Source organism: Streptomyces sp. TS71-3 (assembly GCF_018327685.1).
Taxonomy (GTDB): domain Bacteria; phylum Actinomycetota; class Actinomycetes; order Streptomycetales; family Streptomycetaceae; genus Streptomyces.
In genome coordinates, this window is sequence record NZ_BNEL01000003.1 from 2,069,755 (window position 1) to 2,093,334 (window position 23,580).

General features: G+C 70.8%; 26 protein-coding genes and 2 pseudogenes. 11 read left to right on the forward strand and 17 right to left on the reverse strand.

From position 1 onward, the window contains the following. Positions 1-88: 88 nt before the first annotated feature. Together Sm713_RS32885 and Sm713_RS32890 are read right to left on the reverse strand one after the other, a co-directional pair. Complete coding sequence (locus tag Sm713_RS32885; protein ID WP_212913611.1) at positions 89-1,099, reverse strand: iron-siderophore ABC transporter substrate-binding protein; 1,011 nt, start codon at positions 1,097-1,099, stop codon at positions 89-91. Positions 1,100-1,182: 83 nt separating this feature from the next. Next, complete coding sequence (locus Sm713_RS32890) at positions 1,183-2,136, reverse strand: methionyl-tRNA formyltransferase (protein ID WP_212913612.1); 954 nt, start codon at positions 2,134-2,136, stop codon at positions 1,183-1,185. 52 nt (positions 2,137-2,188) lie between these two features. Here Sm713_RS32890 and Sm713_RS32895 point away from each other — a divergent pair, with 52 nt between their 5' ends. Next, the gene (locus Sm713_RS32895) at positions 2,189-3,562 is read left to right on the forward strand and encodes a lysine N(6)-hydroxylase/L-ornithine N(5)-oxygenase family protein (protein ID WP_374196105.1); all 1,374 of its coding nucleotides are present in this window, start codon (positions 2,189-2,191) and stop codon (positions 3,560-3,562) included. Positions 3,563-3,703: 141 nt separating this feature from the next. Here Sm713_RS32895 and Sm713_RS32900 read toward each other — a convergent pair whose 3' ends face one another. Continuing rightward, positions 3,704-4,363, reverse strand: coding sequence for an isochorismatase family protein (locus tag Sm713_RS32900; RefSeq protein ID WP_249416849.1), 660 nt, complete (start codon positions 4,361-4,363; stop codon positions 3,704-3,706). A gap of 229 nt (positions 4,364-4,592) precedes the next feature. Next, positions 4,593-6,113 (reverse strand): amidohydrolase, encoded by a 1,521-nt coding sequence (locus Sm713_RS32905; RefSeq protein WP_249416850.1) that lies wholly within the window; start codon positions 6,111-6,113, stop codon positions 4,593-4,595. 492 nt (positions 6,114-6,605) lie between these two features. Between Sm713_RS32905 and Sm713_RS32910 the strand changes: the two genes are divergently transcribed. After that, positions 6,606-8,624, forward strand: coding sequence for an NB-ARC domain-containing protein (locus Sm713_RS32910; RefSeq protein ID WP_249416851.1), 2,019 nt, complete (start codon positions 6,606-6,608; stop codon positions 8,622-8,624). On the opposite strand, the gene Sm713_RS32915 is transcribed toward Sm713_RS32910, so the two are convergent. Next, positions 8,621-9,772 carry a translation initiation factor 2 gene (locus Sm713_RS32915; RefSeq protein WP_308293204.1) on the reverse strand — a complete coding sequence of 384 codons (1,152 nt, stop codon included), beginning with the start codon at positions 9,770-9,772 and terminating at the stop codon, positions 8,621-8,623. The two genes, Sm713_RS32910 and Sm713_RS32915, sit on opposite strands and share 4 nt — an antisense overlap. Before the next feature lie 825 nt (positions 9,773-10,597). Here Sm713_RS32915 and Sm713_RS32920 point away from each other — a divergent pair. Then, positions 10,598-11,053 (forward strand): hypothetical protein, encoded by a 456-nt coding sequence (locus Sm713_RS32920; RefSeq protein WP_212913615.1) that lies wholly within the window; start codon positions 10,598-10,600, stop codon positions 11,051-11,053. A 90-nt stretch (positions 11,054-11,143) separates the two neighbouring features. Here the strand turns inward: Sm713_RS32920 and Sm713_RS32925 are convergent, their stop codons facing one another. From Sm713_RS32925 to rpmG, 6 genes and pseudogenes are all read right to left on the reverse strand, one after another. Further along, positions 11,144-11,308, reverse strand: coding sequence for a hypothetical protein (locus tag Sm713_RS32925; RefSeq protein ID WP_212913616.1), 165 nt, complete (start codon positions 11,306-11,308; stop codon positions 11,144-11,146). Between the two features lie 31 nt (positions 11,309-11,339). Beyond that, positions 11,340-11,504, reverse strand: a pseudogene (locus Sm713_RS41850) (class II aldolase/adducin family protein); the annotation flags it as partial. A 132-nt stretch (positions 11,505-11,636) separates the two neighbouring features. Beyond that, complete coding sequence (rpsR, locus tag Sm713_RS32935; RefSeq protein ID WP_212913617.1) at positions 11,637-11,879, reverse strand: 30S ribosomal protein S18; 243 nt, start codon at positions 11,877-11,879, stop codon at positions 11,637-11,639. Positions 11,880-11,930: 51 nt separating this feature from the next. Further along, a pseudogene (locus tag Sm713_RS32940) lies at positions 11,931-13,078 on the reverse strand (GTP-binding protein). Next, positions 13,078-13,332, reverse strand: a complete 255-nt coding sequence (locus tag Sm713_RS32945; protein WP_212913618.1) for a 50S ribosomal protein L31 — start codon at positions 13,330-13,332, stop codon at positions 13,078-13,080. The pseudogene Sm713_RS32940 and the gene Sm713_RS32945 overlap by 1 nt, the downstream one beginning before the upstream one ends. Positions 13,333-13,362: 30 nt before the next feature. Beyond that, positions 13,363-13,527, reverse strand: a complete 165-nt coding sequence (gene rpmG, locus Sm713_RS32950; protein WP_212913619.1) for a 50S ribosomal protein L33 — start codon at positions 13,525-13,527, stop codon at positions 13,363-13,365. 68 nt (positions 13,528-13,595) lie between these two features. Between rpmG and rpmB the strand changes: the two genes are divergently transcribed. The 3 genes from rpmB (at position 13,596) to Sm713_RS40950 (ending at position 14,730) form a co-directional block, all read left to right on the forward strand. After that, positions 13,596-13,832 (forward strand): 50S ribosomal protein L28, encoded by a 237-nt coding sequence (gene rpmB / locus Sm713_RS32955; protein WP_212913620.1) that lies wholly within the window; start codon positions 13,596-13,598, stop codon positions 13,830-13,832. Then, a complete protein-coding gene (rpsN, locus tag Sm713_RS32960; protein WP_212913621.1) occupies positions 13,832-14,137 on the forward strand; it encodes a 30S ribosomal protein S14 in 306 nt (101 codons plus the stop codon). The genes rpmB and rpsN overlap by 1 nt, the downstream gene beginning before the upstream one ends. 452 nt (positions 14,138-14,589) lie before the next feature. Next, a complete protein-coding gene (locus Sm713_RS40950) occupies positions 14,590-14,730 on the forward strand; it encodes a hypothetical protein (RefSeq protein WP_249416852.1) in 141 nt (46 codons plus the stop codon). A 449-nt stretch (positions 14,731-15,179) separates the two neighbouring features. Here Sm713_RS40950 and Sm713_RS32970 read toward each other — a convergent pair whose 3' ends face one another. Both Sm713_RS32970 and rpmF read right to left on the reverse strand, forming a co-directional pair. Next, a complete protein-coding gene (locus Sm713_RS32970) occupies positions 15,180-15,452 on the reverse strand; it encodes a hypothetical protein (RefSeq protein ID WP_212913623.1) in 273 nt (90 codons plus the stop codon). Between the two features lie 181 nt (positions 15,453-15,633). Continuing rightward, positions 15,634-15,810, reverse strand: a complete 177-nt coding sequence (gene rpmF / locus Sm713_RS32975; RefSeq protein ID WP_212913624.1) for a 50S ribosomal protein L32 — start codon at positions 15,808-15,810, stop codon at positions 15,634-15,636. Positions 15,811-15,980: 170 nt separating this feature from the next. Here rpmF and Sm713_RS32980 point away from each other — a divergent pair, with 170 nt between their 5' ends. The 4 genes from Sm713_RS32980 to Sm713_RS32995 are packed head-to-tail and all read left to right on the forward strand — an operon-like array spanning position 15,981 to position 19,430. Then, on the forward strand, positions 15,981-16,919 hold the full coding sequence (locus tag Sm713_RS32980; RefSeq protein ID WP_212913625.1) for a metal ABC transporter solute-binding protein, Zn/Mn family: 939 nt from the start codon (positions 15,981-15,983) through the stop codon (positions 16,917-16,919). After that, complete coding sequence (locus Sm713_RS32985) at positions 16,916-17,791, forward strand: metal ABC transporter ATP-binding protein (RefSeq protein ID WP_212913626.1); 876 nt, start codon at positions 16,916-16,918, stop codon at positions 17,789-17,791. Before Sm713_RS32980 ends, Sm713_RS32985 begins: the two co-directional genes overlap by 4 nt. Further along, positions 17,788-18,606, forward strand: a complete 819-nt coding sequence (locus tag Sm713_RS32990; protein ID WP_249416853.1) for a metal ABC transporter permease — start codon at positions 17,788-17,790, stop codon at positions 18,604-18,606. The genes Sm713_RS32985 and Sm713_RS32990 overlap by 4 nt, the downstream gene beginning before the upstream one ends. After that, entirely contained in the window at positions 18,603-19,430 is an 828-nt protein-coding gene (locus tag Sm713_RS32995; protein ID WP_212913627.1) for a metal ABC transporter permease, read from the forward strand. Before Sm713_RS32990 ends, Sm713_RS32995 begins: the two co-directional genes overlap by 4 nt. A 197-nt stretch (positions 19,431-19,627) precedes the next feature. On the opposite strand, the gene Sm713_RS33000 is transcribed toward Sm713_RS32995, so the two are convergent. The 4 genes from Sm713_RS33000 to Sm713_RS33015 all read right to left on the reverse strand — a co-directional run bounded on the left by Sm713_RS33000 (position 19,628) and on the right by Sm713_RS33015 (position 22,506). Beyond that, positions 19,628-20,152: a Fur family transcriptional regulator gene (locus Sm713_RS33000; protein WP_212913628.1), complete on the reverse strand. Its 525-nt coding sequence runs from the start codon at positions 20,150-20,152 to the stop codon at positions 19,628-19,630. A 201-nt stretch (positions 20,153-20,353) separates the two neighbouring features. Beyond that, a complete protein-coding gene (locus tag Sm713_RS33005; RefSeq protein WP_212913629.1) occupies positions 20,354-21,289 on the reverse strand; it encodes a metal ABC transporter solute-binding protein, Zn/Mn family in 936 nt (311 codons plus the stop codon). A gap of 355 nt (positions 21,290-21,644) precedes the next feature. Next, on the reverse strand, positions 21,645-21,956 hold the full coding sequence (locus tag Sm713_RS33010) for a hypothetical protein (RefSeq protein ID WP_212913630.1): 312 nt from the start codon (positions 21,954-21,956) through the stop codon (positions 21,645-21,647). Between the two features lie 97 nt (positions 21,957-22,053). Continuing rightward, positions 22,054-22,506 carry a metallophosphoesterase gene (locus tag Sm713_RS33015; RefSeq protein WP_212913631.1) on the reverse strand — a complete coding sequence of 151 codons (453 nt, stop codon included), beginning with the start codon at positions 22,504-22,506 and terminating at the stop codon, positions 22,054-22,056. Between the two features lie 687 nt (positions 22,507-23,193). Here Sm713_RS33015 and Sm713_RS33020 point away from each other — a divergent pair. Next, the gene (locus Sm713_RS33020) at positions 23,194-23,511 is read left to right on the forward strand and encodes a hypothetical protein (RefSeq protein WP_212913632.1); all 318 of its coding nucleotides are present in this window, start codon (positions 23,194-23,196) and stop codon (positions 23,509-23,511) included. Positions 23,512-23,580: the final 69 nt, after the last annotated feature.

Consider the following 23,580-nt stretch of genomic DNA (forward strand, 5'->3'; position numbering starts at 1 on the left):
CTGTCGCTCGGCGGATGGACGCGGTGGGGGTGGGCGGTCCGCGAACCGCCCACCCCCACCGCGTTGACGTTCCCGGTCGTTCCCGTTCCTAGGAGTCGAGCTTGGCGAACGCGGGGTCCAGGTTCTTCAGCGCCCAGGGGATGCCCAGGACGGAGGGGCTTCTGAGCTGGCTGACCGTCTCGACGTCCGTGACGGCGTAGTGGCCGCCCCGCACGGCCGCCATGTGCTTCACCAGCGTGCTGGCCTCGAACGCCTTGCGCAGGTCGGGTGTGGTGAACGCGATGACGACCAGATCGGCGTCGAGCCGGTCGAGCTGCTCGAAGGAGAGCTCACCGGTGGGACTGCCCTCCACCGTCTTGGTGTTCTTGACCGAGGGGGTCAGGCGCAGGCCGAGCTCCTTCATCTGCTTGGCCGCGAAGTCGTCCTCGGAGGCGATGGTGAAGATCTTGGCCGGGGTGTTGCCGATGGACAGGCTGTAGGTCTTGCCGCCCAGCGCGGGGTGGGCGGCGCGTACGTCGTTGATGGCCTTCTCGGTGCTGGTGACGAGCCGTTCGGCCTGCTTCTCCTTGCCGAGCGCCTTGCCTGCCACCTGCACGTGCTCCTGCCACGACTGGGCGCCCCACGAGGTTGCGTAGCCGATGGTGGGCGCGATCGCGGAGAGGTTCTTGTAGTCCTTGTCGAGGGTGGCGTCGGACGTGGCGAGGATGAGGTCGGGCCGCAGAGCCGCTATCTGCTCGAAGTCGATGCCGTTCAGCGTGTCGAGGAGCTTGGTCTTGTGAGGGTCGATCCGGCCCTTGAGCCAGGGATAGACGCCGTCGGAGGCCAGTGAGTCCTTCGAGACGGCGACGGGGGTGACCCCGAGGGCGTAGAGGGCGTCGATGTCGTCGGTGCCGCCGTTGCCGATGGCCACGACACGCTGGGGCGCCGCCTTCACGGTGGTGGTGCCGAACTTGTGGTGGACGGTCACCGGGAAGGCGGACGACGAGGACGCCGCCGAGCCGGACGCGGAGCCGTTGTCCTCGTCCTTGACGGAGCCGCAGGCCGCGAGCGCGGCGGCCAGGGTGAGCGTGAGGAACGTGGTGAGGATACGTCTTGTCATGGTGAGTGGTGTCTCTTTTCACGGGCCGAGGAGGCCGAGGAGGAAGGGAGCGGCGGCCCGGTGCCGGGGCGCCACGGGTGAGGTCAGGGGCGGGCCCTGAGGTAGCCGCCCATGGTGCGGAAGTAGTCGGTTGCGGCGTGCTCCGTGCCGTCGTCGGTCCGTACGCGCCGGACCACCAGGCCCCGGGAGCGCCCCGTGTGGGCCTCCGGTCCCGCGACGATGACCACGCCGTCGCCTTCGCGGATGAAGATCCGTCCCGGCGTGCCGCCGTAGTGGCCCTCGGAGACCGCGGCGGACAGGATCCGCAGGCGTTCCCCGCGGTGGTAGGTGTACGCGTTCGGATACGGGTCGCACTGGGCCCGCACCAGGCGCTCCAGGCGCTCCGCCGGCCAGTTCCAGTCGATGCGGCTGTCCTCGGCCGAGCGCTTGTGGAAGAAGGTGGCGCGGGTGCGGTCCTGGGGCTGCCATCGGCCCTTGTCCTCGCCGGAGGCGATGAGGTCGAGCGCTTCGCGCACGATCGGGGCGATGAGGTCGACGGTGCGGTGGAACAGGTCGGTCGCGGTGTCGGAGGGTCCCACCACCACGGAGCGCTGGATCAGGATCTCTCCCGCGTCGAGCTCCGCGTTCATGCGGTGGGCGGTCACGCCCACCCGTTCCTCGCCGTTGATGAGGGCCCAGATGATCGGGGAGAATCCGGCGTAGGCGGGCAGCAGCGAGTCGTGCACGTTGAGCGTGCCGTGCCGGGGCAGGTCGAAGAGTTCCGGAGGCAGCCAGGTGCGCCAGTTGTTCGCCACGATGAGGTCCGGTCGTGCCTCGCGGACGGTGTCGAGCAGGCCCTCGTCGTCGGGACGGTTGCGCAGCAGGACCGGCACGTCGTGCTTCTCGGCGAGGTCGGCGACCGAGTCGTTCCAGATCCTCTCGTAGGCGTGGTCGCTCTTGGGATGGGTCACCACGAGTACCACGTCGTGCCCGGAGCCCAGCAGAGCTTGCAGCGTGCGGTGCCCCCAGGTCTGGTAGCCGAACATTGCCACGCGCATGGAAATCTCCTCTTCGGCGACTCGTTGCAAGGTTAGGCTTACCTTATCTAACATGTGGCTGCCTGAGGGAGGCGATGCCACGGTGAACTCACCGCTCACGGAGCACGACACCGTTCACGACGTCCTGGGAGTCGGCTTCGGCCCGTCAAATCTCGCTCTCGCCATAGCGATCGACGAGCACAACGCGACCGCTCCGCGCGAGGGCCGGCTGAACGCCCTCTTCCTGGAACGCCAACCGTGCTTCGGCTGGCATCGGGGCATGCTCATCGACGACGCCACGATGCAGGTGTCCTTCCTCAAGGACCTGGTGACCCTCCGCAACCCGTCGAGCGACTTCAGCTTCCTGTGCTTCCTCCGTGAGCGCGGCAGGCTGATCGACTTCCTGAACCAGAAGACGCTCTTCCCGTTGCGCGTGGAGTTCCATGAGTACTTGGAGTGGGCCGCCGACCGGGTACGGCACCTGGTGGCCTACGACCACGAGGTGACGTCGATCAGCCCCGTGCGCGACGAGTCGGGCACCGTCGTGTTCTACGACGTGACCTGCCGAAATCCGCGCGCCACCGGGGGTTCCGTCACCTACCGGGCGCGCGACATCTGTGTCGCGGTCGGCCTGGAACCCCACCTCCCGCCGGGCGCCGAGCTTTCCGACCGCGTCTGGCACAACAGCGCCTTGATGCAGCGGGTCGGCGAGCTGGTCGCGGCGCGGACGCCGGTGCGGCGTGCCGTGGTCCTCGGGGCGGGGCAGAGCGCCGCGGAAACGGTGGACTACCTGCACCGCAGCTTCCCCGAGGCAGAGGTGTGCGCCGTCTTCGCGAAGTACGGCTACACCCCAGCGGACGACAGTCCGTTCGCCAACCGCATCTTCGATCCCGAGGCGGTGGACGCGTACTTTCAGGCGCCCTCCGAGGTGAAGCAGACCCTCTTCGACTACCACCGCTCGACCAACTACTCGGTCGTGGACATGGAGCTGATCGAGTCGCTGTACGCGACGGCGTACCAGGAGAAGGTCGCCGGCCGGGAACGGCTGAGATTCCTGAACGTGTCCCGCATCAGCGGTGTCACACCGAGGCCGGACGGCCTGCTCGACGTCGCCGTGGAGTACCTCCCGACGGGCGAACTCCAGTTGCTCCGCGCCGATCTGCTGGTGCACGCGACGGGCTACCGGCCCCGGGACCTGACCTCGCTCCTCGGTGAAGCGGCCAAGGTGTGCCTGCGGGACGACAGTGACGCGGTGAGGGTGCGGCGCGATCACCGGGTGGAGACCGCCTCCGACGTCCAGGCCGGTATCTACCTCCAGGGCGGCACGGAGCACACGCACGGGCTCACGTCGACCCTGCTGTCCACCACGGCCATTCGCGCAGGGGAGATACAGCGCTGCCTGGTGGACCGGCTGGCCATGCCCAGTCGCCAGCCGACGGCGGCCTGAACCCGCTGCCGGCAGGTCCTCTGGCGGGCAACGGCGCTGGGAAGGAGAGCCGGACGGACCCGCGGCCTCGGCGAAGCCGGCCGCGGGTCCTCTCCCCGAACGTGGACCACGGAGGATGCCCGGCTTTGCGGGAAAGGGGCTTCAGCTCGTCCCGGGTGGCAGGGTGCCGTCGAACACCGCCGCAACCCGCTCGGCGGCCGTGACCGCCCCGGAGGTGTCCGACACCCAGCTCAGCGCCATCATGTGGTGTGCGTCGGAGAGATCGGCGACGGCGTCGCCCACGACGAACGGCTCCAGGTTGTACGTCCAGGCGTCGGCGGCCGTCGTCAGCACGCCGACGCGCGCGAACAGTCCCGTGATCACCACCTGGTCCCGCTCCAGCTCGTAGAGGTGACCGTCCAGCCTGGTCCGGGCGAAGGCGCTGTGCTTGCGGGTCCTGAGCACGATGTCGCCTCTCTGCGGCCGTGCCTGCGCCACCGCCCGCCACTCGCCCGGGCCGGGCTGGGCCCCGGACCGCGTCCCGTAGGGCAAGGGAGTGCGGGTGGCGCCGCGCAGAGCCTGTGCCTGGGCCACGTGGATGACCGGGACGTCCGCGTCACGGGCCGCACGGATGAGCAGGGCGACGGAGCTGAGGAGGTCGCCGGCCGGGGCGCCGTGCCGCTCCAGCACCCGCAGGAAGTGCACCTGGAGGTTGAGGACGAGCAGGACCGACCGGTCGGTGACGAGCTCCCAGCCGGTGCGGTCGGCGGGCAGGGACGTGGCAGGGGGCATCGCGTAAGAGGGGTTCAGCGCACGTGACATGGTGGTGATGCCCTTCGTGAGAAGTGGGGTGCCACCTCTCGCGACGGCGCGGTGTCGCTCACCGAAGGGCCACCCGTCCACGGACACCCTCGGAGCCGGGAAGGCGACCCGGGCGTGGAACGTTCCCAACCGTCCGAAAAGTGAAATCAGGTTAGGCTAACCTAATTTCGCGCCGCCGGGTTGGCAAGTACCCCGTGCCCTCAGGCGTCGACCGCGTGAGGACTTCCGGTCATCCGGGTCCGTGCGTCCAGCGTCCCGCGAGCATGGTGGCGTACACGGGCATGGCCCGGAGGGTGGCTGTATCGGTGCGCGCCGGGTCGGCGTCCAGGACGGCCAGGTCCGCGGCATCGCCCACCGTGATCAGGGACTTCCCCTGCGCCGCGGCGGCCAGCGCCGCCGCCAGCGGTATCCGCTGCTCCGGGTGCCATGCGGGGCGTTCGTCGGCGGTGCGGCTCACCGCGGCAGCGATCCCGATCCAGGGATCCAGGGGAGAGACGGGGGCGTCGGAGCCGAACTCCAGGCGAGCGCCCGCGGCCAGGAGGTCGGCGTAGGCGAAGGCGCGTGCCGTGCGCCCCGCCCAGTGCCGGTCCGCCACGTCGCGATCGTCCGTGGCGTGCGCGGGCTGAACGCCCACGGTCACCCCGAGTCGGGCGAAGCGGGGTACGTCGTCCGCGACGAGGAGTTGCGCGTGCTCGATGCGGCCGCGGCAGCGGACGGCCGAGAACGCGTCGAGTGCGATCGAGTTGGCGCGATCACCGATCGCGTGGACGGCAGGCTCGATGCCGTGGGCGGAGGCGTGCCGCATCAGCCGCACCAACTCGTCGTAGGGCGTCTCCTCGATGCCGTACGCCTCCGCGGTGTGTTCGAGGCCGGGGTAAGGAACGTTGCACAGAGCCGTACGCGTGTTGAGCGATCCGTCCGTGAAGAGCTTGAGGGGACCGACTTCGACCTTGCCGCCGGTCCCGGCCACCGGCGCGCCCGTGATGAGCCCGAGATCGATCGCCGTGTCCAGGTACTCCGGGTAGACGGCTGCCCGGACGCGTACGGGCAGCGGCTCTTGCAGGCTTCTGCGCCGCCAGTCGGCGACGTTGTCGCCGTACTGGAAGTCGGTGAAGCCGGTGACGCCCCGAGCGGCGGCCGCACGGCACGCGTCCGCCACCCAGCCGTCGAGGACACTCTCGGGAACTGCCGGGAGCGCGGCCAGAGCCTCGTGGCCCTCGTGCTCGCGCAGCACGCCTGTCGGGTGGTCGGCGCGGCCTATGAGCGCCAGACAGGGCGAGTTCAGCCATACGGCGTGCAGATCACCGCTGACGAGGGCAACGGGGCGGTCCGGGCAGACGGCGTCGAGGACGGCCTTGTCCGCGCTGTCGGGCCACAGCCCGTCCCGGAAGCCGTAGCCCATCAGCACCTCGCCGGCAGGCTGAGATGCCATGCGGTGCAGCACCGCCGCCGCGGTTTCCCGCGCCGAGCGAAAGCCGGACAGGTCCATGCGGTGCCGGACGCCCGCCCACTGGGTCGCGTGCACGTGCGCGTCCCACAGCCCCGGCAGGACGGTTCGCCCGCCCAGGTCGAGAAGCCGCTCCCCGGCTTCCGTCCCCACCTCGTCCCCCTCCGGCGCGATGGCGAAGATCCTTCCGCTCGCGACGCGCAGGCTGTACAGAGGGCCTCCCGTGCTGAACCGCGCTCGGGAGAGAGTGAGTGGAGGCGGCACGTCGAGGGGGGTTCCCGTCATGTGGCCTGAGCCGGTCATGGAAGGTCTCCAAGGTTGGTGGTGAGGTGGGTCAACAGCGAGCACCCTCGTAGGGCCCGGTAGTTCCGGCGCTGGTACGGACGAGCGCCGGGAAGATCCACCTGCGCTCCTTGCCGGTGCGTCTTGGGTGGCGGCGGCCGGACGTCGCGCTCGTGTCCGGAGCTGCTGGGGCAGCCTGGGGATTCTCAAAGGGTGTGTGCGAGAGGGCTTCGTAGGTTAGGTTACCCTAACCTAGACATGTCCAGCGAGGAGCGCTCCGATGCCTCCCTGACCGGACAGCGGCCGTGTGCCCCGATGGCTCCCCGCGGAATGACTGGCGGGTGGTAGTACGCGGGCGTCGGGCCCTCTGAGCGGCAGTCTGCCGGTTGGCTCCGTGAGGTTCCGGTCTGTCAGGACTTCGGCTATGCCGGACGCCGGGGGGCGAGAGTCTCTAGAGTGTCATGATCGTCGGGTAGCGCGTGCAGGGCACCGCAGATGGTCAAGGGGGCTGTTGTGAGGGTCGAACTTCCGCCGGCGCCGGTGTACTTCGTCAACCGCGACGACGAGAGGGAACGCGCCCTGCGCGCCGTGACCGACTGGCGGAGCCGTTCCCGCCCGCTGGTGCTGGCGTTGAGCGGGCCCGGCGGCTTGGGCAAGACGGAGTTGGCCGTCCTGATCGCCCGTACCCTGGGGGAGCGTTATCCCTTCACGGACGGCGTGCTCTCCGTCGACCTGGACGACTTCCGGGCGGGGGGCGTGCTGGACCCCGGCGATGTGCTCACCCATCTGCTGAACTCCCTCGACGTGGAGCCGGACCAGGTGCAGGCCCAGTACGCGGCTCGGTGCGCGCAGTACTGGAACAGGACCTCTGACGCGCAACTGGTCCTCCTGCTGGACAACGCTCGCTACGCCTCGGAGGTCGTTCCCCTGCTTCCGCCGTCGGGCTCCAGCGTGGTGATCGTCACGAGCCATGGTCCGCTCCACGATTTCGAGGCCGGCGCCGCGGTGGATCTGGCCCTGCCGCCTCTGGACGAGCCGGCGGCGACCGAACTGCTTGAGAAGATCGCCCCTGACCGCCGGTTGGCCGCGGACCCGGAAGCGGCCCGGGCAGTGATCCGGTTGTGCGGCGGCCTCCCCGCGGCCCTGCACGTGGCCGGCCTGTGGGTGCGCACCCACCGGCTGCGTCCGCTCTCCCGCCTCCTCGCCGATCTCACCGCCGAGTTGGACGAGAAGGGCGTGTCCGGCGTGGAGCGGATCTGGGACACGGCCTACGCCGACCTGTCCGGCCCGGCGGCCCTTCTCTACCGGTTGCTGGCGCACCATCCTGGTGAGACGTTCACGCTGCACTCGGCCACCGCGTTGTCGGGGCTGGGGCTGGAGGACTGCCAGGGCGCCCTGGAGGAAATGGACCGCGCCGGGTTACTTGACCTGCGCCTGCTGTCGCTCACGGTGGCCGGCCAGATGAGACTGCCGGGACCGCTGCGCGCACACGCCCTGCGCCGGTCCCGGCGGGAGGCGGCACAAGGGGAGGTGGCCGAGGCGGAGGAAAGGCTGCTGCGCTGGTTCGTGCGGCAGGCTCAGCTCGCCGACCGGTTCACGGCCGGCAGCCGGTTGACCGTCGTGGATCTTCTCGATCCTGTTCCCGGTGCGCCGGACATTCCACTGGAGGATCCGGAAGCGGGCGTGGACGGCGAAGCCCGGGCTGAGCACGCCGCACGCGCGGCCCGCTGGCTGGACGAGGAACGGCATGTGTTGTTCGCGTGTTCGCGCCTGGCCCACAGCCGCGGGATGGATGCCGAGGTCGTCGCCCTGTCCGAGCCGGTGTGGACGCATGCTCTGGACCATCCCCACCAGTCCGAGGTCATCGAGGTCTTCCGGCGCGCCGTCGACTCTGCAGTGAGGCACGGGGGGAACGCCGGATGGCTGGTGCGCACGCGCTGCCAACTGGCCAGGCCGCTGTGGGAGTCGGAGGAGCTGGACGAGGCCCAGGAGCAGATCGACGGTGCGATCTCAGCCCTTGAACTGCTCGGGGTCTCCGACCTGGACCGCAAACTCGCCGCGTCGGCCGTCGAGCACCGCGGCATGCTCAAGGGTGCACGGGGCGAGTGGCGTGCTGCGCTGGTCGACTTCACGGCCTCCCGCGACATGCACCGGGCGATTCCCAATCCCTACGGCGTCCTGCTCCAGACCTACCGAATGGGAGAGGCGAGCGCCGAGGCGGGTGACCTTGAGACGGCGCATCGTCTGCTGTCCGAGGCGCACGGAGGGTTCGTGCAGGGGAAGCGGGAGAGGCTGGTCGGACGCGCGGCGTTCGCCCTTGCCGGCGTTCTGTACCGCCTCGGCCGGGTGGGCGAGGCCCGTGAGCTGTACCAGCAGTCGCTCGGGCAGGCCGACAAGCGGCGTTCGGGCTTCGACCTGGGACGTGTCCACGACGCCCTCGCCGAACTGGAGACGGTGGAAGGGCATCTCGTGGAGGCGGAGGAGCACCGTGTGGCGGCCCGGACCTTCCGGCGTCGTAATGGCCTGCTCTAGATCACCTGTGCGGATTCGTCGTCCGTGGCCGGGCGGAGAGCGATGGCGAAAGCCCGCTCTCCGACGAGGCAGTTCATCACGGTGCGGCTGTCCGTTGCGGGCTGGTCGGAGACCAACCGGGAGTGTACGGCCGACAGTGCGACGGCCGGGTCGAGCTGTACGATCCGGCCTGCTTCGGACCGGGGCTCGACCTGGGCGGCGTACGTCTGCTCATGACCGCGGACTCTGATCAGGCACCCGCCGGACGGCAGCAGAGCCGCCGCGGTACGGCAGCCCGGGTAAGCGGACAGGGCGTGCCGGGTCCACCCGTCGGCGGTCCAGCCCAGCTCCACCGGGGCGGCGGAGGCCGGGAGCGGACGACGGTACAACAGGCCTGCGGAACGGGCGAGCTGCTCGCCTGCGGCACCATGCTCGACGGCCAAGTGGTGACCGGGCAGCCCGGTGCCGGCCGGGTACCTGGTGATCCGGACGCCGGCCGTGGTGGCCGCCACATGGACGTCGAACGCTGCGGGGACACGTGCGGCGGGCCGGGGCGAGGGCAGCAACCGCGGCCTGACGCCATGGGTGGGTGGCGCTAGGTCGAGCAGGGCGTAGACCTCGGATCGCAGCCGGTCCATGGCATCACGAGCGGGCGCGAACGCGGCGTAGGCGGCGGCGTGCCCGGGACCCTGCCGGTACGCGCGGAGTTCGTCGGCGATGTCCTCGGCCCGTTGCAACCGCGGTATGCGGTCGAGGAGTACGCCCATCGGGCTTGTGGGGATCAGCTCGCCGCCACCTGGGTGGACGCTCACGATGGGGCGGTCCTGGGCGGCGCAGTAGTAGAGGGCCGTCGATCCGTGGTCTGTGACCAGAGCGTCCGCGGCGATGAGGACCGAGGCCCACTCCTCGTGCGGATCCGGAAGGATCATTCCCGACTCCAGTGCCGGCGCGAGACGTTCGGCCAACTCGTACGTTCCCAGCAGGCTGCGCTCATTGGGATGGATCACGAGCGCCAACTGGTACTCGTCGTAGGGCAGGTGGGCCGCAAGCTGGGCGGCCAGTCCTGGATGCCGGCGGACGAGGGACTCGGGGCCCCAGGTGGAGACCAGTACCAGCAGCTTGCGGGCCCCGGTGCCCATGGCCGCCCGGTAGCGATCACGCAGGGGCATCGAAGCGAGGACGCGTTCCAGGGTGAGATCACCGATCACCTTCGCGCGCCGGGCGGCCCGCGGGTCTGCAGCGGCCAGTCTGGCGACCTGATCGGGGTGGGCCAAAGCGTGCAGTGCTACCGGAGCGTGGCCGTCGTTTCGTCGCAGAAACGTCGGGTCCAGTCCGGACGCTGAATCGGCCGAACCTTCACTGCGGATCGACTTGTTGAACCCCGCGCCGTGCGGGAGGAGGACCTGCGGGCCGTGCAGTAGTCTGAGGTCGCCCTTTGGACTCGCGGCGACAATCAAGTCGTACGAGCGACCGCACGCTTCGCTCCACGGAACCGTGCGGCCTCCGAGGGCGTCGATCGCGGAGAAGGCATCGGCTCCGAAGTCGGAGCCGGGGACGAGAGTGAACAGGCGAGTGATCCTGGCGTCTCCCGAGAAGACGGGAAGAGCGTCGAGCAGGCGATACAGCGCGACCGCCGACCGTGCTGCGAACAGAACCGCTCGCCCGTCGCCCGTCGCCCGTCGCCCGTCGCCCGTCGCCCGTCGCCCGTCGCCCGTCGCCCGTCGCCCGTCGCCCGTCGCCCGTCGCCCGTCGCCCGTCGCCCGTCGCCCGTCGCCCGTCGCCCGTCGCCCGTCGCCCGTCGCCCGAAGTATCCATTCTATTGGGAAGCCGCGGCCGGGCCTTGCCGTTTCCGCAGGTTGAGATGGGTTCATTTGCGTCGTCGGGCGACATGATCCGATCCTATCGCGCGCTCTTGGAGGGCCGCGGAGAGTGATCCATGCCGCATATGCGGCGGAGGGGTATGGGAAGTCGTGTCCGATCGCGAGGATGGCGGCATGAGTGACTGGGGAATTGCCCTGATTGCCGCTGGCTCGGCGGTCGCGGGCAGCGTCGTAACCGGCTGGTACACCCGCAGCGCAGGCATCCGACAGGCGGCAGCCGCACGTCACGCGGGGGATCGCCAGGCAGATGCCCTGCTCGAATCAGTTCGCATGACGCTTCGCGCTGAGTCCGGCCACCGTGAGTTCGCCCTTCGCCGCCAGACCTATGCGGAGTTCCTCGGAGCGGCAGAGGCGAGGATCCTCACCGAGCGGACGGGGCGGAGTCATGCTGACGACGACTTCTTGTTGCAACGCGCCTTGAGCGGGGTATTCCTGGAAGGCCCGCCCGACGCCGCTGCTGCGGCGCAGCACCTCGTCGACTCTCTGCGACGCCATGAGAGGCCGGACGAACTTGATCGAGTGAAGCGGGCTTTCGTCTCGACGGCCCAGGAGTGTTGCCGGCCCCGGTGATCGTCCTCGACGGCCCTGGCGCGAGAGTAGGGGACCGATGGCGCGTGGTGTTGATCCGCCGCACTTCCGGGACGGATACAGACCACACCCTCACCCGCCGGCCTCTTGGTCGAGCACCCAGCCGGCGGGAATGGGGCCGCGGTGTGCGGCCAGTGCGGTGGAGTACTTCCATGCCTTGCGGGCGTGCTTCTCCCGCTTGAAGGTGGCCAGGAAGTGCGTCAACCCGTCCCGGGACAGGCGTTTGACGGTGCCCACCCGGGCCGCCAGTGTCAGTGCGGCGGGCCTGGTGGACCTCGGTGTGGATGAACACCTCGGACCCAGGCTCGCCGCCGTGGGCGATCGGGGTGCCGTCCAGGTCCACGACGAGCAGCCGTTCGGGCGTGAGGGTGGCCCTCACGTCGTGCGATCGCTGGATGACCAGCAGGTCGGTGCCGGGCACACGGGCGCTGATGTGGCCGCTGTAGTCGAGGCCGCCTCGCCCGGCGGCGGGGTGATCTCGCCGGCCCGGGCGGGCCGCACGAGCTCGTGCGCCGCACCGCGTCGTGTGCCGCCGTGGCGAGCGGCCCGCCGGGCGGCCCCGATGTCATGCCTGTTTGTCCGAGTAGGGCAGCAGGGCCATCTCGCGGGCGTTCTTGATGGCCCTGGCGAGCTGGCGTTGCTGCTGGGCGGTGACGTGGGTGACGCGGCGGCTGCGGATCTTCCCGCGGTCGGAGATGAACTTCCGCAGCAGGTTGGTGTCCTTGTAGTCGATGTAGGTGATGCCCGCGGCGTCCAGGGGGTTCCTCCGGGACTTCACGGGCTTGCGGGTCTCTTTTCGGCGGGGCATGGTCCTCCTTGAGTCGTCGTTGCAGGGGGAGTTGCGGGAAGGGGCGGTCGCTCAGGCGCCGAGGAGGGCGTCGAAGGATCCCGGCAGAAGCCGCCATCCCTCCGGACCGGCCGCGTATTCGGCATCGGTGAGCAGGCAGGAGTCGAGAAGCCGTGTGATGCCGTCCCGGTCGAGGCCGGGGGACGTGAAGACGAGGTGCTGGCAGCGGTCGCCGTGCTCGGGATGCCAGTCCAGGGCGGCTGCCGCGCGCCGTACCGGGGGAACCATCTCCCAGGCGGCGTCGGGCAGGGACACCAGCCAGGGGCCTGTGCTCTCGACGCACAGGGCACCGCCGGCGGCGTCCCAGGAGAGCAGGGTGTCCGGTCGGTCGGCGAGCCAGAAGCGGCCCCTGCTGCGTGCAGCCGCGCAGCACAGATCCTCCAGCGCCTGGTAGAGGCGTTCGGGGTGGAGGGGCCGGGTGCGGTGCCAGACCATGGTGGTGACGCCTGCTTCGTCGGCCTCCTGCGGCAGGAGCGCGCAGGCGGGGTGCTGGGCCGTGGCCGCCGCCTCCACGTCGAACCCGGCGAACGCCACCTGGGCGAGTTCGCCTCCGGCCGTGTCGACGCGGCGCGCGGTGGGATGCAACTGAGCAAGCAGCGCGCGGTCCTGCTCGTCCGCGTCCGCGCTGTCCACGAGGGCCAGGACGGGCGCGTACTCCAACTGGCGGGCCCAGGTGTCGGCAACGGTGCGGTGGTCCGTCGCCGCCGCCGCGAGTCCGGCCTCGGACAGGTCGTCGCCGTTGGACAGGCAGGGCAGGACCAGCGCCAGGTCGACCGCGGTGATCACGTTGGTGAGCGTCAGGGCGTCCGCGCTGTGGGCGCCAGGATCTCCGCCATGGCCTTGGGCTCGACCGAGTCCCACAGTTCGACGATCGCCAGCCGGGCGGCTCCGTACGCCGCCAGGCGTTGCAGCTCCGGGACGAGGTCCGCGCGCAGGGCGCAGCAGGCGCAGTCATCGACCAGCGGGGCCTCGCCGGAGTCGAGCATGCCCGAGGCGTCCCGGACGTGCCGCCGTACGGTTCCCTCGCCCGCGGTGGCCAGGTCGTGGTGGAGGGCGACGCTGTCCGGCACGGCTTCCAGCAGGCGGTCGACGACCCGGGTGCGGGCTTCGGTGTGCAGGCCGCCCACGAGGACGACCGGCAACCGGTCCTGTGCGCGCATCATCGAGCCTCGAAGCGAACGTAGCGGCCCTCGAAGCGTTCCACCTGGCCGCACGTGTCGAGGACACGGGCGGTACCGGTGTGGGAAGGGCGGCTCGCCGAGGAGACCTCACCGCCCACGACGGGATGGGCGGTGCCGTCCTCCCACTGCGGCGTGGGGTCGCTCGCGAGCGTCGAACCGGTCAGGAAGGCGAAGTCGGCGGCCCTGTCGCACAAGGCGACTGGAGGGTACCCGGGGTGGAGGTCCGGCTTCATGGCGGGCTCCTTCAGTGGTGGGCGGTCTGGTCAGCGTTCTTCGCGGAAGTCGACGTGCCGGCGGGCGATGGGGTCGTACTTGCGCAGCACCATGCGGTCCGGGTCGTTGCGGCGGTTCTTGCGGGTCACGTAGGTGTAGCCGGTCCCCGCGGTGGAGCGGAGCTTGATGACCGGGCGGAGTTCGTTGCGAGCCATGCACGCTAGTATATGAGAATGGTTTCCATTACCGATAGGAACCCCGTGTCCGAGAGGCAGGTCGTCCCGTGTCCGCCCACTGCCAACTGACCGGCGCCCAGCCGGGCTTCGGCAACCGCATCTCCCATTCGCACCGGCGCACCTCCCGCCGCTTCGATCCGAACATCCAGCGCAAGCGGTACTGGCTGCCGAGCGAGGGCCGCTACGTGCGCCTGACGCTCAGCGCCCGCGGCATCAAGATCGTCGACAGCATCGGCGTGGAGGCGGCGGTCGCCCGTATCCGTTCCCGGGGGGTGAAAGTCTGATGGCCAGGCGGAGCAAGATCGCGAAGAACGAGAAGCGCAAGGCCGTGGTCGCGCGGTACGCCGCCCGCCGCGCCGAACTGAAGGAGATCATCCGGCGCCCCGGCTCGACCGAGGCCGAGCGCGGTGCCGCGCTCGCCGAACTGCGACGCCAGCCGCGCGACGCCAGCGCCACCCGCGTCCGCAACCGCGACAGCGTCGACGGCCGTCCCCGCGGCCATCTGCGCAAGTTCGGGCTCTCCCGGATCCGCGTGCGGGAGCAGGCCCACGCCGGCTTCCTGCCCGGCGTCACCAAGTCGTCCTGGTGAGCACGGCTCCTTCGCGGTGACGAAGGAGCTTCACAGGGTGCGGCCCGGGTCGGGGCCGCACCCCCCGGGAGGGTCACCGCCACGCACTGGCGAGCGTCCTGAGCGGTCATGGCCGGGCGTGGCGGCCGGAGCGAGATGAGGTCGGAACGTGAACATCACCTGTGGCAAGGCTTGGCGGGGGAGCGGGCATGAGTGAGCCGGGCGGAGGGGCGGGCACGGATGACGCCGCGCAAGGTGGCCCCGGTCGCCCTTTCGCTCTCGTCGTCTGCAGCTCCTGCCGGGCCGTGGCGGACCAGGTGGTGGACGGCCTGCGCCGTACGGTCCGTGAGTCCCGGCACGGGGTCATGATCTCCACCGGATGCCTGAGTCGGCTCCTGAACTGCCGCGGCCGCACGGGTGTCCACGCCGTCGTCCAGCCCTGTACGACGGACCGTAAGCCCACAGGGGCACCCGTGTGCCTCGGTCCGCTCGTCGGTACGGCCGACGCCGAGGCGGTCGCCGCATGGCTGCGGGCGGGAATGCCGGACGACGGCACGCTGCCCGCCAGGCTGCGGGCGGCTCCTCCGCCGCGGCATGTCGCGCACCTCAACTGAGGGCGAGAGGAGGGCTCGGCTCACCCGCGGCCCAGGGTGGGCCGACCCGGGGGGCGAGCCACCGGGAGAGGGCCGTCGTTCCGTCCGCGCGTCAAGCAGGCGGACGAGGCTGAGCCGGTACTCCGCGATCTGCGGCAGTCGCTGCGCGGCCAACCCCGGCAGCATCTGCTGGTAGGAACGGGAAGTTCGTCGTACATCCCGGCAGGAGGGCTGCTGAGGGTGTGGGAGCCGAGGACTTCCGCCCCGGGCCGCCGTTCGGCGAGTGCGGCCCGGCCCGCGCAGCTCCACCGCATGCGCGCCTCCACCTTGCTCAGCGCGTCGTGGAGGTCCTGGTTGTCGACCATCCAAGGTCCCGCAGTGTCGAGGGCCGGCAGCGAGCCGGGAAGCGGTCGCTGAGCAGGCCGACGACGCGCCGGACGTCCGCCTCCGTCAGGAAGGGAAGGACGGCTTCAGCGGAGAGGAAGCGGAGAAGAAGTAGGGCCCCTGCTCCGGGCCGCCACCGTGTCGGTCATGCGTGATCCGTCCCAGGCGCGCAGCACGGTGCCGGTCAGGCTGGGCAGGCCCTCGAACGGGGTGAAGTGGTGATCGAGGGCGGCGGCGATCTCGCCGCCCCGGGCGTCGCGCAACGCCGGGTGGTCCTTGCGGTTCTCCGCCGCGTGTCCGTACAGCGGGATCGGCGGGGTCTGCTGGACCGGCCCCAGGTTCACGCGGTGCTTCGTCATGGCAGCCTCACGGGAAGGGTGTCCGTGCCGGGCGGCGGGCGGCCCCGCACGCCGCCCGGCACGGAGCTTCAGGGTCGTGCCACGGGCGGCCGTGGGGCGTGGTCCCGCCGGGCCCCGGGGGAGCCGTACCGGGGTGACGGGTGGTGGGCCGAGCCCGTCTGCGGCGGCTGCGGGTGAGGCGTCACCGGCCGTCCTCGGGGCGCAGCAGCCCACGTTCGTACGCCTTCACCAGCCGCTGGGGCACCAGATAGGAGACGCCGTCCACGGTGACAGGCACGAGCCGCGGCGGCGTCGCCTTCCACTGCGCGCGGCGGTGGCGGGTGTTGCTGCGGGACATCTTGCGCTTGGGCACGGCCATGGGGACCTCCGGGGTGAACGGGTGCGTCAGGACACTATATGGAAATGGATCCCATTGCCATCGGGATGGAGGTCATGTTGGTATTGAAAATCATGTTCATCTAAGATGCGAGTCTTCCACCGATCGCCGGGCGCCCCCACCCTCCCGGCAAGCCCGACAGGAGTCACGTCATGCACCACGCTCTCGTACGCGCCGCCTCCGCCGCCCTGGGGGTCGCCCTCCTGGCCGTGGGTGCGAGCGCCTGCTCGACCGCGGCCCCCTCCTCGGCCGCCGGCACGTCGTCGGACGCCTCGATCAGGGTCGTGGCGGCGGAGGACTTCTGGGGCAGCATCGCCCGGCAACTCGGCGGCAGCCATGTGAAGGTGACCAGCATCATCAGCAACCCGAACGCCGACCCGCACGACTACGAGCCCACGGCCGCCGACGGCCGCGAGGTCGCCACGGCCCGGTACGCCATCGTCAACGGCATCGGCTACGACACCTGGGCCGACAAGCTGCTCGCCGCCAACCCCGAGCCGGCCCGCACCGAACTGAAGGTCGGCGACCTGGTCGGCATCAAGCCCGGCGGCAACCCGCACCGCTGGTACTCCCCGGAGGACGTCCACAAGGTCATCGAGAGGATCACCGCCGACTACAAGAAGATCGACCCGGAGCACTCCGCCTACTACGACCACCGTGCCAGGACCTTCGACGACCAGACGCTCGCGCCCTACGACGATCTGACGGCGAGTCTCAGGAAGACCTACGCGGGCACCCCCATCGGCGCCTCCGAGTCCATCGTCGTTCCGCTGGCCCAGAGCCTCGGGCTGAGGATACTGACGCCCGAGAGCTTCCTGGACGCGATCAACGCGGGTACCGATCCGACGGCCCGGGACAAGTCCACGATCGACCGGCAGATCGAGGACAAGGAGATCAAGCTCTACGTCTACGACAGCCAGAACTCCACTCCGGACGTACGGGCGCAGGTCGAGGAGGCGAAGGAGGCGGGGATTCCCGTCACGGCCGTCACCGAGACCCTGACCCCCGCCGGTGCGTCCTTCCAGGACTGGCAGGTACGGCAGCTCCGCGCGCTCAAGTCGGCGCTGGCCGAGGCGACGGGCAGGCGATGAGCGCCGGAACCGTCCAAAGAGGCCTGCCCGCACGGGGCCCGGCCACCGGCACACCGGTGGTCTCGCTGCGCGGTGCGGCCGTGCGGGTGGGTGGCCGCACCCTGTGGTCGAACGTCGACCTCGACATCGGCGCCGGGCAGTTCGCGGCCGTGCTGGGCCCGAACGGAGCGGGCAAGTCCACCTTGGTGAAGGTGCTGCTCGGGATGGTGCCGCCCGCCGGGGGCGAGGTGCGGGTGCTGGGCGCGGAACCCGGTCGCGCGGGGGAGCGGGTGGGCTACCTTCCGCAGCGGCGCAGCTTCGGCGCCGCCCTTCGCATCCGGGGCCTGGACGTCGTGCGTCTCGGTCTCGACGGTGACCGCTGGGGCGTCCCGCTCCCGCTGCCCGCACGCTTCAGCGCACGTCGACGCGACGAGCGCGCACGCGTCGCCGATGCCGTCGAGCTGGTCGGCGCCGCCTCCTACGCCCACCGGCCGATCGGGGCCTGCTCGGGTGGCGAGCAGCAGCGGCTGCTGATCGCCCAGGCCCTCGTGCGCCGTCCTGAACTGCTGTTGCTGGACGAGCCCCTGGACAGCCTCGATCTGGCCCACCAGCGTGCCGTCGCCGCGCTGGTCGGGAGGATCTGCCGGGAGCGGAGGGTGAGCGTGGTGATGGTCGCCCACGACGTGAACGCGATCCTGCCGTGGCTCGACCGCGTCGTGTACCTCGCCGAGGGCCGGGTGGCCGCCGGGCGGCCCGAGGAGGTCATCACCACCGAGACGCTGAGCGGCCTGTACGGCGCGCCCGTGGAGGTGCTGCGCGCCAGCGACGGGCGGCTGGTCGTGGTCGGGGCCCCCGAACCGTCTGCCGTGCACAAGGATCGGCATGCCTCGTGAGTGTGATACGGAGTCTGTGGGCGTACCCGTTCATGGTCAACGCCTTCCGCGCCGGGACGGTCGTGGCGGTGCTGGCCGCCGTCATGGGGTGGTTCACCGTCCTGCGGCGGCAGACGTTCGCGGGCCACACCCTCGCCATGGTGAGCTTTCCGGGTGCCGCGTTCGCCACGTTGCTCGGCGTCGCCCCGGGCCTCGGCTACTTCGGATTCTGCGTCGGCGCGGCCGGCGTCCTCGCGGTACTGGGGCCCCGGGAGACCGGTCATGACGCCGCGCTCACCGGCACGGTGCAATCCGCCCTGCTGGCCTGCGGATATCTCTTCGTGGCCCTCTACAAGGGCTTTCTCGGCGGCGTCGACTCGCTGCTGTTCGGGAGCTTTCTGGGCATCACCGACGCGCAGGTGGTGACGTTGGCGCTGATCGCGGCGGCCGCGCTGGGAGCACTGGCGATCATGGGTCGACCGCTGCTCCTCGCCTCGGTCGACCCGGCCGTGGCCGCTGCGCGGGGTGTCCCGGTGCGGGCGCTGTCGGCCGCGTTCATGGTCCTGCTGGGGGCCGCCACGGCGGGCGCCAGCCAGATCACCGGCAGCCTGCTGGTGTTCGCGCTGCTCGTGGTGCCGGCGGCGACGGCACAGCAGCTCACCGCCCGGCCAGGCCTGGGCCTCGCGCTGTCCGTGGTGATCGCCCTCGCCGTGGTGTGGACCGGGCTGGCGGCCGCCTACTACACGCCCTACCCGATCGGCTTCCACGTGACGAGCATCGCTTTCGCCTGCTATGTCCTGGCCCGGCTCCGGCGGCTCGCGGGAGGCCCCGCATGAGCGCGTTCGAGCACCCCTTCCTCGTCCACGCGCTGGTCGCGGGCACCGGCATCGCGGCGGCCGGGGGCCTGATCGGCTACTTCCTGGTGCTGCGCGCCCAGGTCTTCACCGGCGACGTGCTGGGCCACGTCGCGTTCACCGGCGCCCTGGCCGCGCTCGCGGCGGGGGTGGACCCGAGGGTGGGACTGTTCGCGGCCACCATCGCGGTAGCCCTCCTGCTCGGGGTGATCGGGGGGCGCAGGCGGGTCGACGACGTCGCCATCGGCAGCGTCCTGTCCTGGTTGCTGGGGCTCGGGGCCTTCTTCCTCACCCTCTACACCACCTCGCGGGGTGCCACACACGGCACGGCGGGGGTGAGCGTCCTGTTCGGCTCCGTCTTCGGCCTCTCGGGCGGTCAGGCATGGACGGCCGCGGCGACGGCCGCGGGGATCTGCGTGGCAGTCCTGGCGCTGGCCCGACCGCTGCTCTTCGCCTCGCTCGACGAGTCGGTGGCCGCCGCCCGTGGCGTACCCGTAGGCGCCCTCGGCCTCGCCTTCCTGGTCCTGACCGGAGCCTGCGCCGCCGAGGCCGCACAGGCGGTCGGCTCCCTGCTGCTCCTCGGCCTGCTCGCGGCCCCCGCGGGAGCCGCGCACCGCATGACCCGGCGCCCCTGCCGCGCCCTGCTGCTCTCCGTGACGCTGGCGGTCGCCGAGATGTGGGCGGGGCTCGCCCTCAGTTACGCCGTTCCGGTGCTGCCGCCCAGCTTCGCCGTCCTGGCGACGGCCACCACGGTGTACGGGGCCGCGGAGGCCGCCGCTCGCGTGCGAGGTGACGTGCCGGTCTGAACGGGCCGGCTCGCCGGCCGGCGGGTGTGCCGAGCGCGGGTGGTCCCAGGCGGCGGAGGCCGTGGTGGCGCTGCTTACCGGGCGGGGCGGGGCCGGGGCGGAGGCGTTGACACCGGTGCGTGGTCCGGTCACCGCACCCGGGCGGCGTCCGGACGTCGGGACGGTCTCCTCACGGGGACCGGGAAGCCCGCATCTGGTCAGCCCGCGTGACCGCGGAGTCCGTCCCGGTCGCCGCGGCGGCCGGGCACCAGGTGGCACGGCCGCTCCGCCCGGGCCTCGCCGTCGACGTGGCAGTCGGCGCACAGGCCGGTCAGTTCCACGGTGTGCTGCACCGCGGCGAATCCGCTGTCGACGGCGACGCGCGCGGCCCACTCCTCGACCACGTCCGAGTCCAGCGGCTGACTGCGCCCGCAGCAGCGGCAGATCAGGTAGTGACGGTGCCCGTCGGCCCGCCGCAGGCGGTAGAGCCGTCCGCGCTCGCCGGGGGGCCTTCGCGCACCGGAGTCGCCGCCCTGCGCCCCCTCCGCGGTCCGCTCGTCGCGCACGACGTCCACCGCTCCCGCATCCTCAAGGTCGCGCAGCGCCCGGTAGACGGTGGTCAGGCCGATCGTGTGGGTGCCCCCGACCAGGAGCGCGTACAACTCCCGGGCCGACACGAAGTCCTGACTGCCCGCGAGTGCTCGCAGGACAGCCGTTCGCTGCCGGGTGGTACGGCCGCCCATGGCACATCGCCCCCAGTGGAATCTCACCCAGTGGAACACCGTTGTTCGAAGCACTGCGGACCGTGCGCTCGCCACCCCGCAGATCGGCGCCGTGCAGGCCGATCAGGGCGCCTGCGCCTGCGCCGGAATCCCGGTCCGCCGGGGCGGGCCCGCTGTCCCGCCCCGGCGGACCGGGTCACACCAAGGCCACGCCGTGCCGTCTCACTTGTCCAGTGCGCTCGCGAGGGCGTCGACGTTGCCGTTCATCCAGCCGAGGTAGTCCTTGCCGGTCGGCAGGGTCTCCGTGACGGGGACGACGGGGATGCCGGCCGCCTTGGCGGCGTCCTCGACCTTCTTGGTCTGCGGCCCGGAGGTCTGCGCGTTGTAGGCGAGCACCTTCACCTGCTTGCCGCTGAACAGGCCGAGGGTGGTCTGGAGGGTCTTCGGCGAGACGTCGTCGCCCTCCTCGATGGCCTCGCTGAAGTCCGCGGGGGTCTTGTTGACCAGGCCGCTCGCCTGGGTCATGTACAGCGGCACGGGCTCGGTGATGGCGACGCCCTGGCCGGCGTGGTCCTTCTTGATGGCGGCCTCCTTGGCCTCCAGGGGCGCCAGCTTGGCCTTGAAGGCCTCGGCGTTCTTCGTGAAGGTGGCAGCGTCGTCGGGGTCGGCCTTGCCCAGGGCGCCGGCTATGCGGTCGGCCAGCTTGGCGACGGTGGGGAAGTCGTACCAGACGTGCTCGTTGAGCTCCCCGCCCTTGGGCGCGGTCTTGCCGGAGAGCTGGACCACGTTGATCAACTCGGTGGAGGAGTTCCCGCTCTTGAGCATCTTGTCGACGAAGTCGTCGTAGCCGCCGCCGTTCTCGATGACGACCTTCGCCTTGGACAGGGCCAACTGGGTGTGGGTGTCGGCCTCGTAGGAGTGCGGGTCCTGGTCGGGGTCGTGGATGATCGACGTGATGTCGACCTTCCCGCCCCCTATCTTGCCCGCGATGTCGCCGTAGACGTTCGTGGAGGCGACCACCGGGACCTTGGAGGACGACGATGCGCCGGGCGAGCTGCTGTCGTCGCCTCCGGAGCCCGACGAACTCCCGCAGCCTGCGAGCAGAACCAGGGAGGCACCGGCTGTCAGTGCCATGAGGCGGGATGGGGACGAGAGCATGGATCCTCCACGACGGGTGTGTCACAACGTTTCACAGGAGACCGCCGGTGTGGGGACCGGCGGGCGCCACGCTAGGTGGAAACGAATGTCAAGACCATACTCGAAGTGGAGCGATATGAAAATCGTTGCCAAGTGTTGATGTGCTGGTGACGGGGTTGTGCGGGTTCGGACCGGATGGCGACGCGCGCGAGCCCGCTGCCGACGCGGTGCCTGCGTGTGGCGGTGTTCCATGAGGTCGGGGGCTCGCCGGGAGGGAGAGGTCCGGCGCCGTCGGTGTGGCGGCGCCGGACTACTCCTCTGTGTGCTTGTCCGTGTCGATGCGGCCTGCTCGCCTCGCTCGACGAGCGTGGCTCCGTCACGCCAGCGGCTTCAGCCCCGACAGATCGCGGTCGACCGTGTGGTTGCGGTCCTCGATCGTGCCCAGCGTGTAGTGCGGCCAGACGCCGAAGTACTCGCCCCGGGTGCGCTGGCTCCACTGGCGGGCCAGGTCCGACCTGGTCTTGTAGTAGTTGACCAGGTAGCCGCCCGTGTGGACCTTGAGCAGTGAGAAGCCGCCCGGGTACTCCTTCGGGGCGCCGACCTCCAGGAACTCCACGCGGTGCGCCGGGGCGTCCTGGGCGAATGTGCGCTTGTTGCGGTGCGTGTGGCCGCTGTGGTGGAAGAACACGCCCGGCGTCTTCGTGTACAGCTTCTCCAGGGCACGGACTTGGTCTGGTCGAGGTCGAAGGCGGGGCCTGCGGCGGAGGTGACTGCGGACTCCCAGGTCACCGGGTGGTGGCCGAACAGCGGCGTCGGACGGTCGCGGTCCTTGCGCAGCTCGTGCTCCAGGTCGTTGAACTGCCCGGGGTCGAGCGTGCCGCCGGCCGTGTCCAGGGTCGCTGTGTCCAGACCGACCAGGCGCAGGCCGCCGATCTGCGCCGAGTGCAACTGCTGACGCCTGGTGGGGAACACGTCTGACGCCTGGTGGGGAACACGTCGCCCCGGCAGTCGTGGTGGTCCGTGGCGTCGGGCAGGACCGTGCAAGTGTCGTACGCGTCGCCGACGTGCGGCCGGTCGTGGTTGCCGCGGGTGACGAAGTAGTCGTGGTCGAGGCGCCCGTACCCGTCGAGGAGTTCACGCACCCGGGCCACGTCGGCGGGCTTGGCCTCGGACGTCAGGTCGCCCGCGACGAGGAGCCGGTCCGCGGCCCTGTCGGGCCGCCGCAGGTCGTCCGGCATGCCGGTGAGCATGACCTCCGGGTACGGCGGCAGCCCCGGGTCCTGAGTGAATGCGGGCGGGTAGGCCGGTGATGATGCCCGAGGTGGTCTCGCCCATGTGCAGGTCGTTGGAGAGCGCCAGTGTGAACAGGTGCCGACCCTTCGGGGTGGCGAGCGTGGTGAACTGGCCCGGGCGTCGGCCGATCCGCCGACGCCCGGGAACTGGAGGGACGTCGGCTGAAGCCCGGAGTGGCGGCCGCCGATCCGGCAGCGGTCCCCAAGGGTGCGCTCCTCGTGCAGGACGTCGAGATCGTCACCGTCATGGACACGTCCGTCGTCGTGACCTCGTTCACCGGGTCCGCCGATGACGTCGCCGAGCGGCAGACCGATGCCCGTTCCCACGGACACCGAACTGCCGCTCGGCGACGTCGGCAACTTCTCGGACACGCACGCGGGCATGGACTGCTGTCACCCATCACGCCGCCAGGCCCTGCGCTGGGGCAGCCTCGTCGCCGCGACCCCGCTACGAACCGCTCATGGCGCATCGACCAAAGGCCTACCAAGCGTGAAGTCCCGCGTTTGGACCAAGGCGATGCTCTCGGCCGCCCGGACTCGGTCCCGCGTCATACGGAAATGAATGTCATAATGGATAAGCCCGTGGGCCTGGTGCCGCTACCGGCCCCCGTCGTCAGAAGTGAGGAGGCCCCGATGGGGCGAATCAAGGCCAACCGCGTCAAGCGCGAACGGCGGCCGCGCGACGCGTGGGAGAAGATGCTCATCGGTGAGATCACCCCCCAGCTCTTCCGGGGGCGCGTCATCACCCCGGCGGTCATCACCGAGATGCGGGCCACCGACCCGGGCAGCAACCAGCAGCTCGACGCCGGGTGGGAGCGCGAGGTCCTGGAGAACAACCGGCCCTGGATCGAGGATCCCGAGTTGCGCGCCGCCACTGAGAAGCGGTGGGCCGAAGAGGGAACCACCAGCCGCGTAGCGGTCAACAACCGCGGTTGCAGCTGCGCCTGCTGACCTTGCCGGCCGGCCGCGACCGCTTCTTGTGAGCAGCGTCTACTGGTGAGTCCCCCCGACGGCCACGGC

Bases quoted from the DNA above. Each gene is read 5' to 3' on its own strand.
- Sm713_RS32970 (WP_212913623.1), bottom strand. From the start codon at position 15,452: ATGACGAAGCACCGCGTGAACCTGGGGCCGGTCCAGCAGACCCCGCCG.
- Sm713_RS32985 (WP_212913626.1), top strand. From the start codon at position 16,916: ATGAGCGCCGGAACCGTCCAAAGAGGCCTGCCCGCACGGGGCCCGGCC.
- rpmF (WP_212913624.1), bottom strand. From the start codon at position 15,810: ATGGCCGTGCCCAAGCGCAAGATGTCCCGCAGCAACACCCGCCACCGC.
- Sm713_RS32895 (WP_374196105.1), top strand. From the start codon at position 2,189: ATGTGGCTGCCTGAGGGAGGCGATGCCACGGTGAACTCACCGCTCACG.
- Sm713_RS32905 (WP_249416850.1), bottom strand. From the start codon at position 6,113: ATGACCGGCTCAGGCCACATGACGGGAACCCCCCTCGACGTGCCGCCT.
- Sm713_RS32900 (WP_249416849.1), bottom strand. From the start codon at position 4,363: ATGTCACGTGCGCTGAACCCCTCTTACGCGATGCCCCCTGCCACGTCC.
- Sm713_RS33015 (WP_212913631.1), bottom strand. From the start codon at position 22,506: ATGCCGGACGACCTGCGGCGGCCCGACAGGGCCGCGGACCGGCTCCTC.
- Sm713_RS32885 (WP_212913611.1), bottom strand. From the start codon at position 1,099: ATGACAAGACGTATCCTCACCACGTTCCTCACGCTCACCCTGGCCGCC.
- rpsR (WP_212913617.1), bottom strand. From the start codon at position 11,879: ATGCCCCGCCGAAAAGAGACCCGCAAGCCCGTGAAGTCCCGGAGGAAC.
- rpmG (WP_212913619.1), bottom strand. From the start codon at position 13,527: ATGGCTCGCAACGAACTCCGCCCGGTCATCAAGCTCCGCTCCACCGCG.
- rpsN (WP_212913621.1), top strand. From the start codon at position 13,832: ATGGCCAGGCGGAGCAAGATCGCGAAGAACGAGAAGCGCAAGGCCGTG.
- Sm713_RS32995 (WP_212913627.1), top strand. From the start codon at position 18,603: ATGAGCGCGTTCGAGCACCCCTTCCTCGTCCACGCGCTGGTCGCGGGC.
- Sm713_RS33005 (WP_212913629.1), bottom strand. From the start codon at position 21,289: ATGCTCTCGTCCCCATCCCGCCTCATGGCACTGACAGCCGGTGCCTCC.
- Sm713_RS32915 (WP_308293204.1), bottom strand. From the start codon at position 9,772: ATGCCCCTGCGTGATCGCTACCGGGCGGCCATGGGCACCGGGGCCCGC.
- Sm713_RS32890 (WP_212913612.1), bottom strand. From the start codon at position 2,136: ATGCGCGTGGCAATGTTCGGCTACCAGACCTGGGGGCACCGCACGCTG.
- Sm713_RS32980 (WP_212913625.1), top strand. From the start codon at position 15,981: ATGCACCACGCTCTCGTACGCGCCGCCTCCGCCGCCCTGGGGGTCGCC.
- Sm713_RS32920 (WP_212913615.1), top strand. From the start codon at position 10,598: ATGAGTGACTGGGGAATTGCCCTGATTGCCGCTGGCTCGGCGGTCGCG.
- Sm713_RS32945 (WP_212913618.1), bottom strand. From the start codon at position 13,332: ATGAAGCCGGACCTCCACCCCGGGTACCCTCCAGTCGCCTTGTGCGAC.
- Sm713_RS33000 (WP_212913628.1), bottom strand. From the start codon at position 20,152: ATGGGCGGCCGTACCACCCGGCAGCGAACGGCTGTCCTGCGAGCACTC.
- Sm713_RS33020 (WP_212913632.1), top strand. From the start codon at position 23,194: ATGGGGCGAATCAAGGCCAACCGCGTCAAGCGCGAACGGCGGCCGCGC.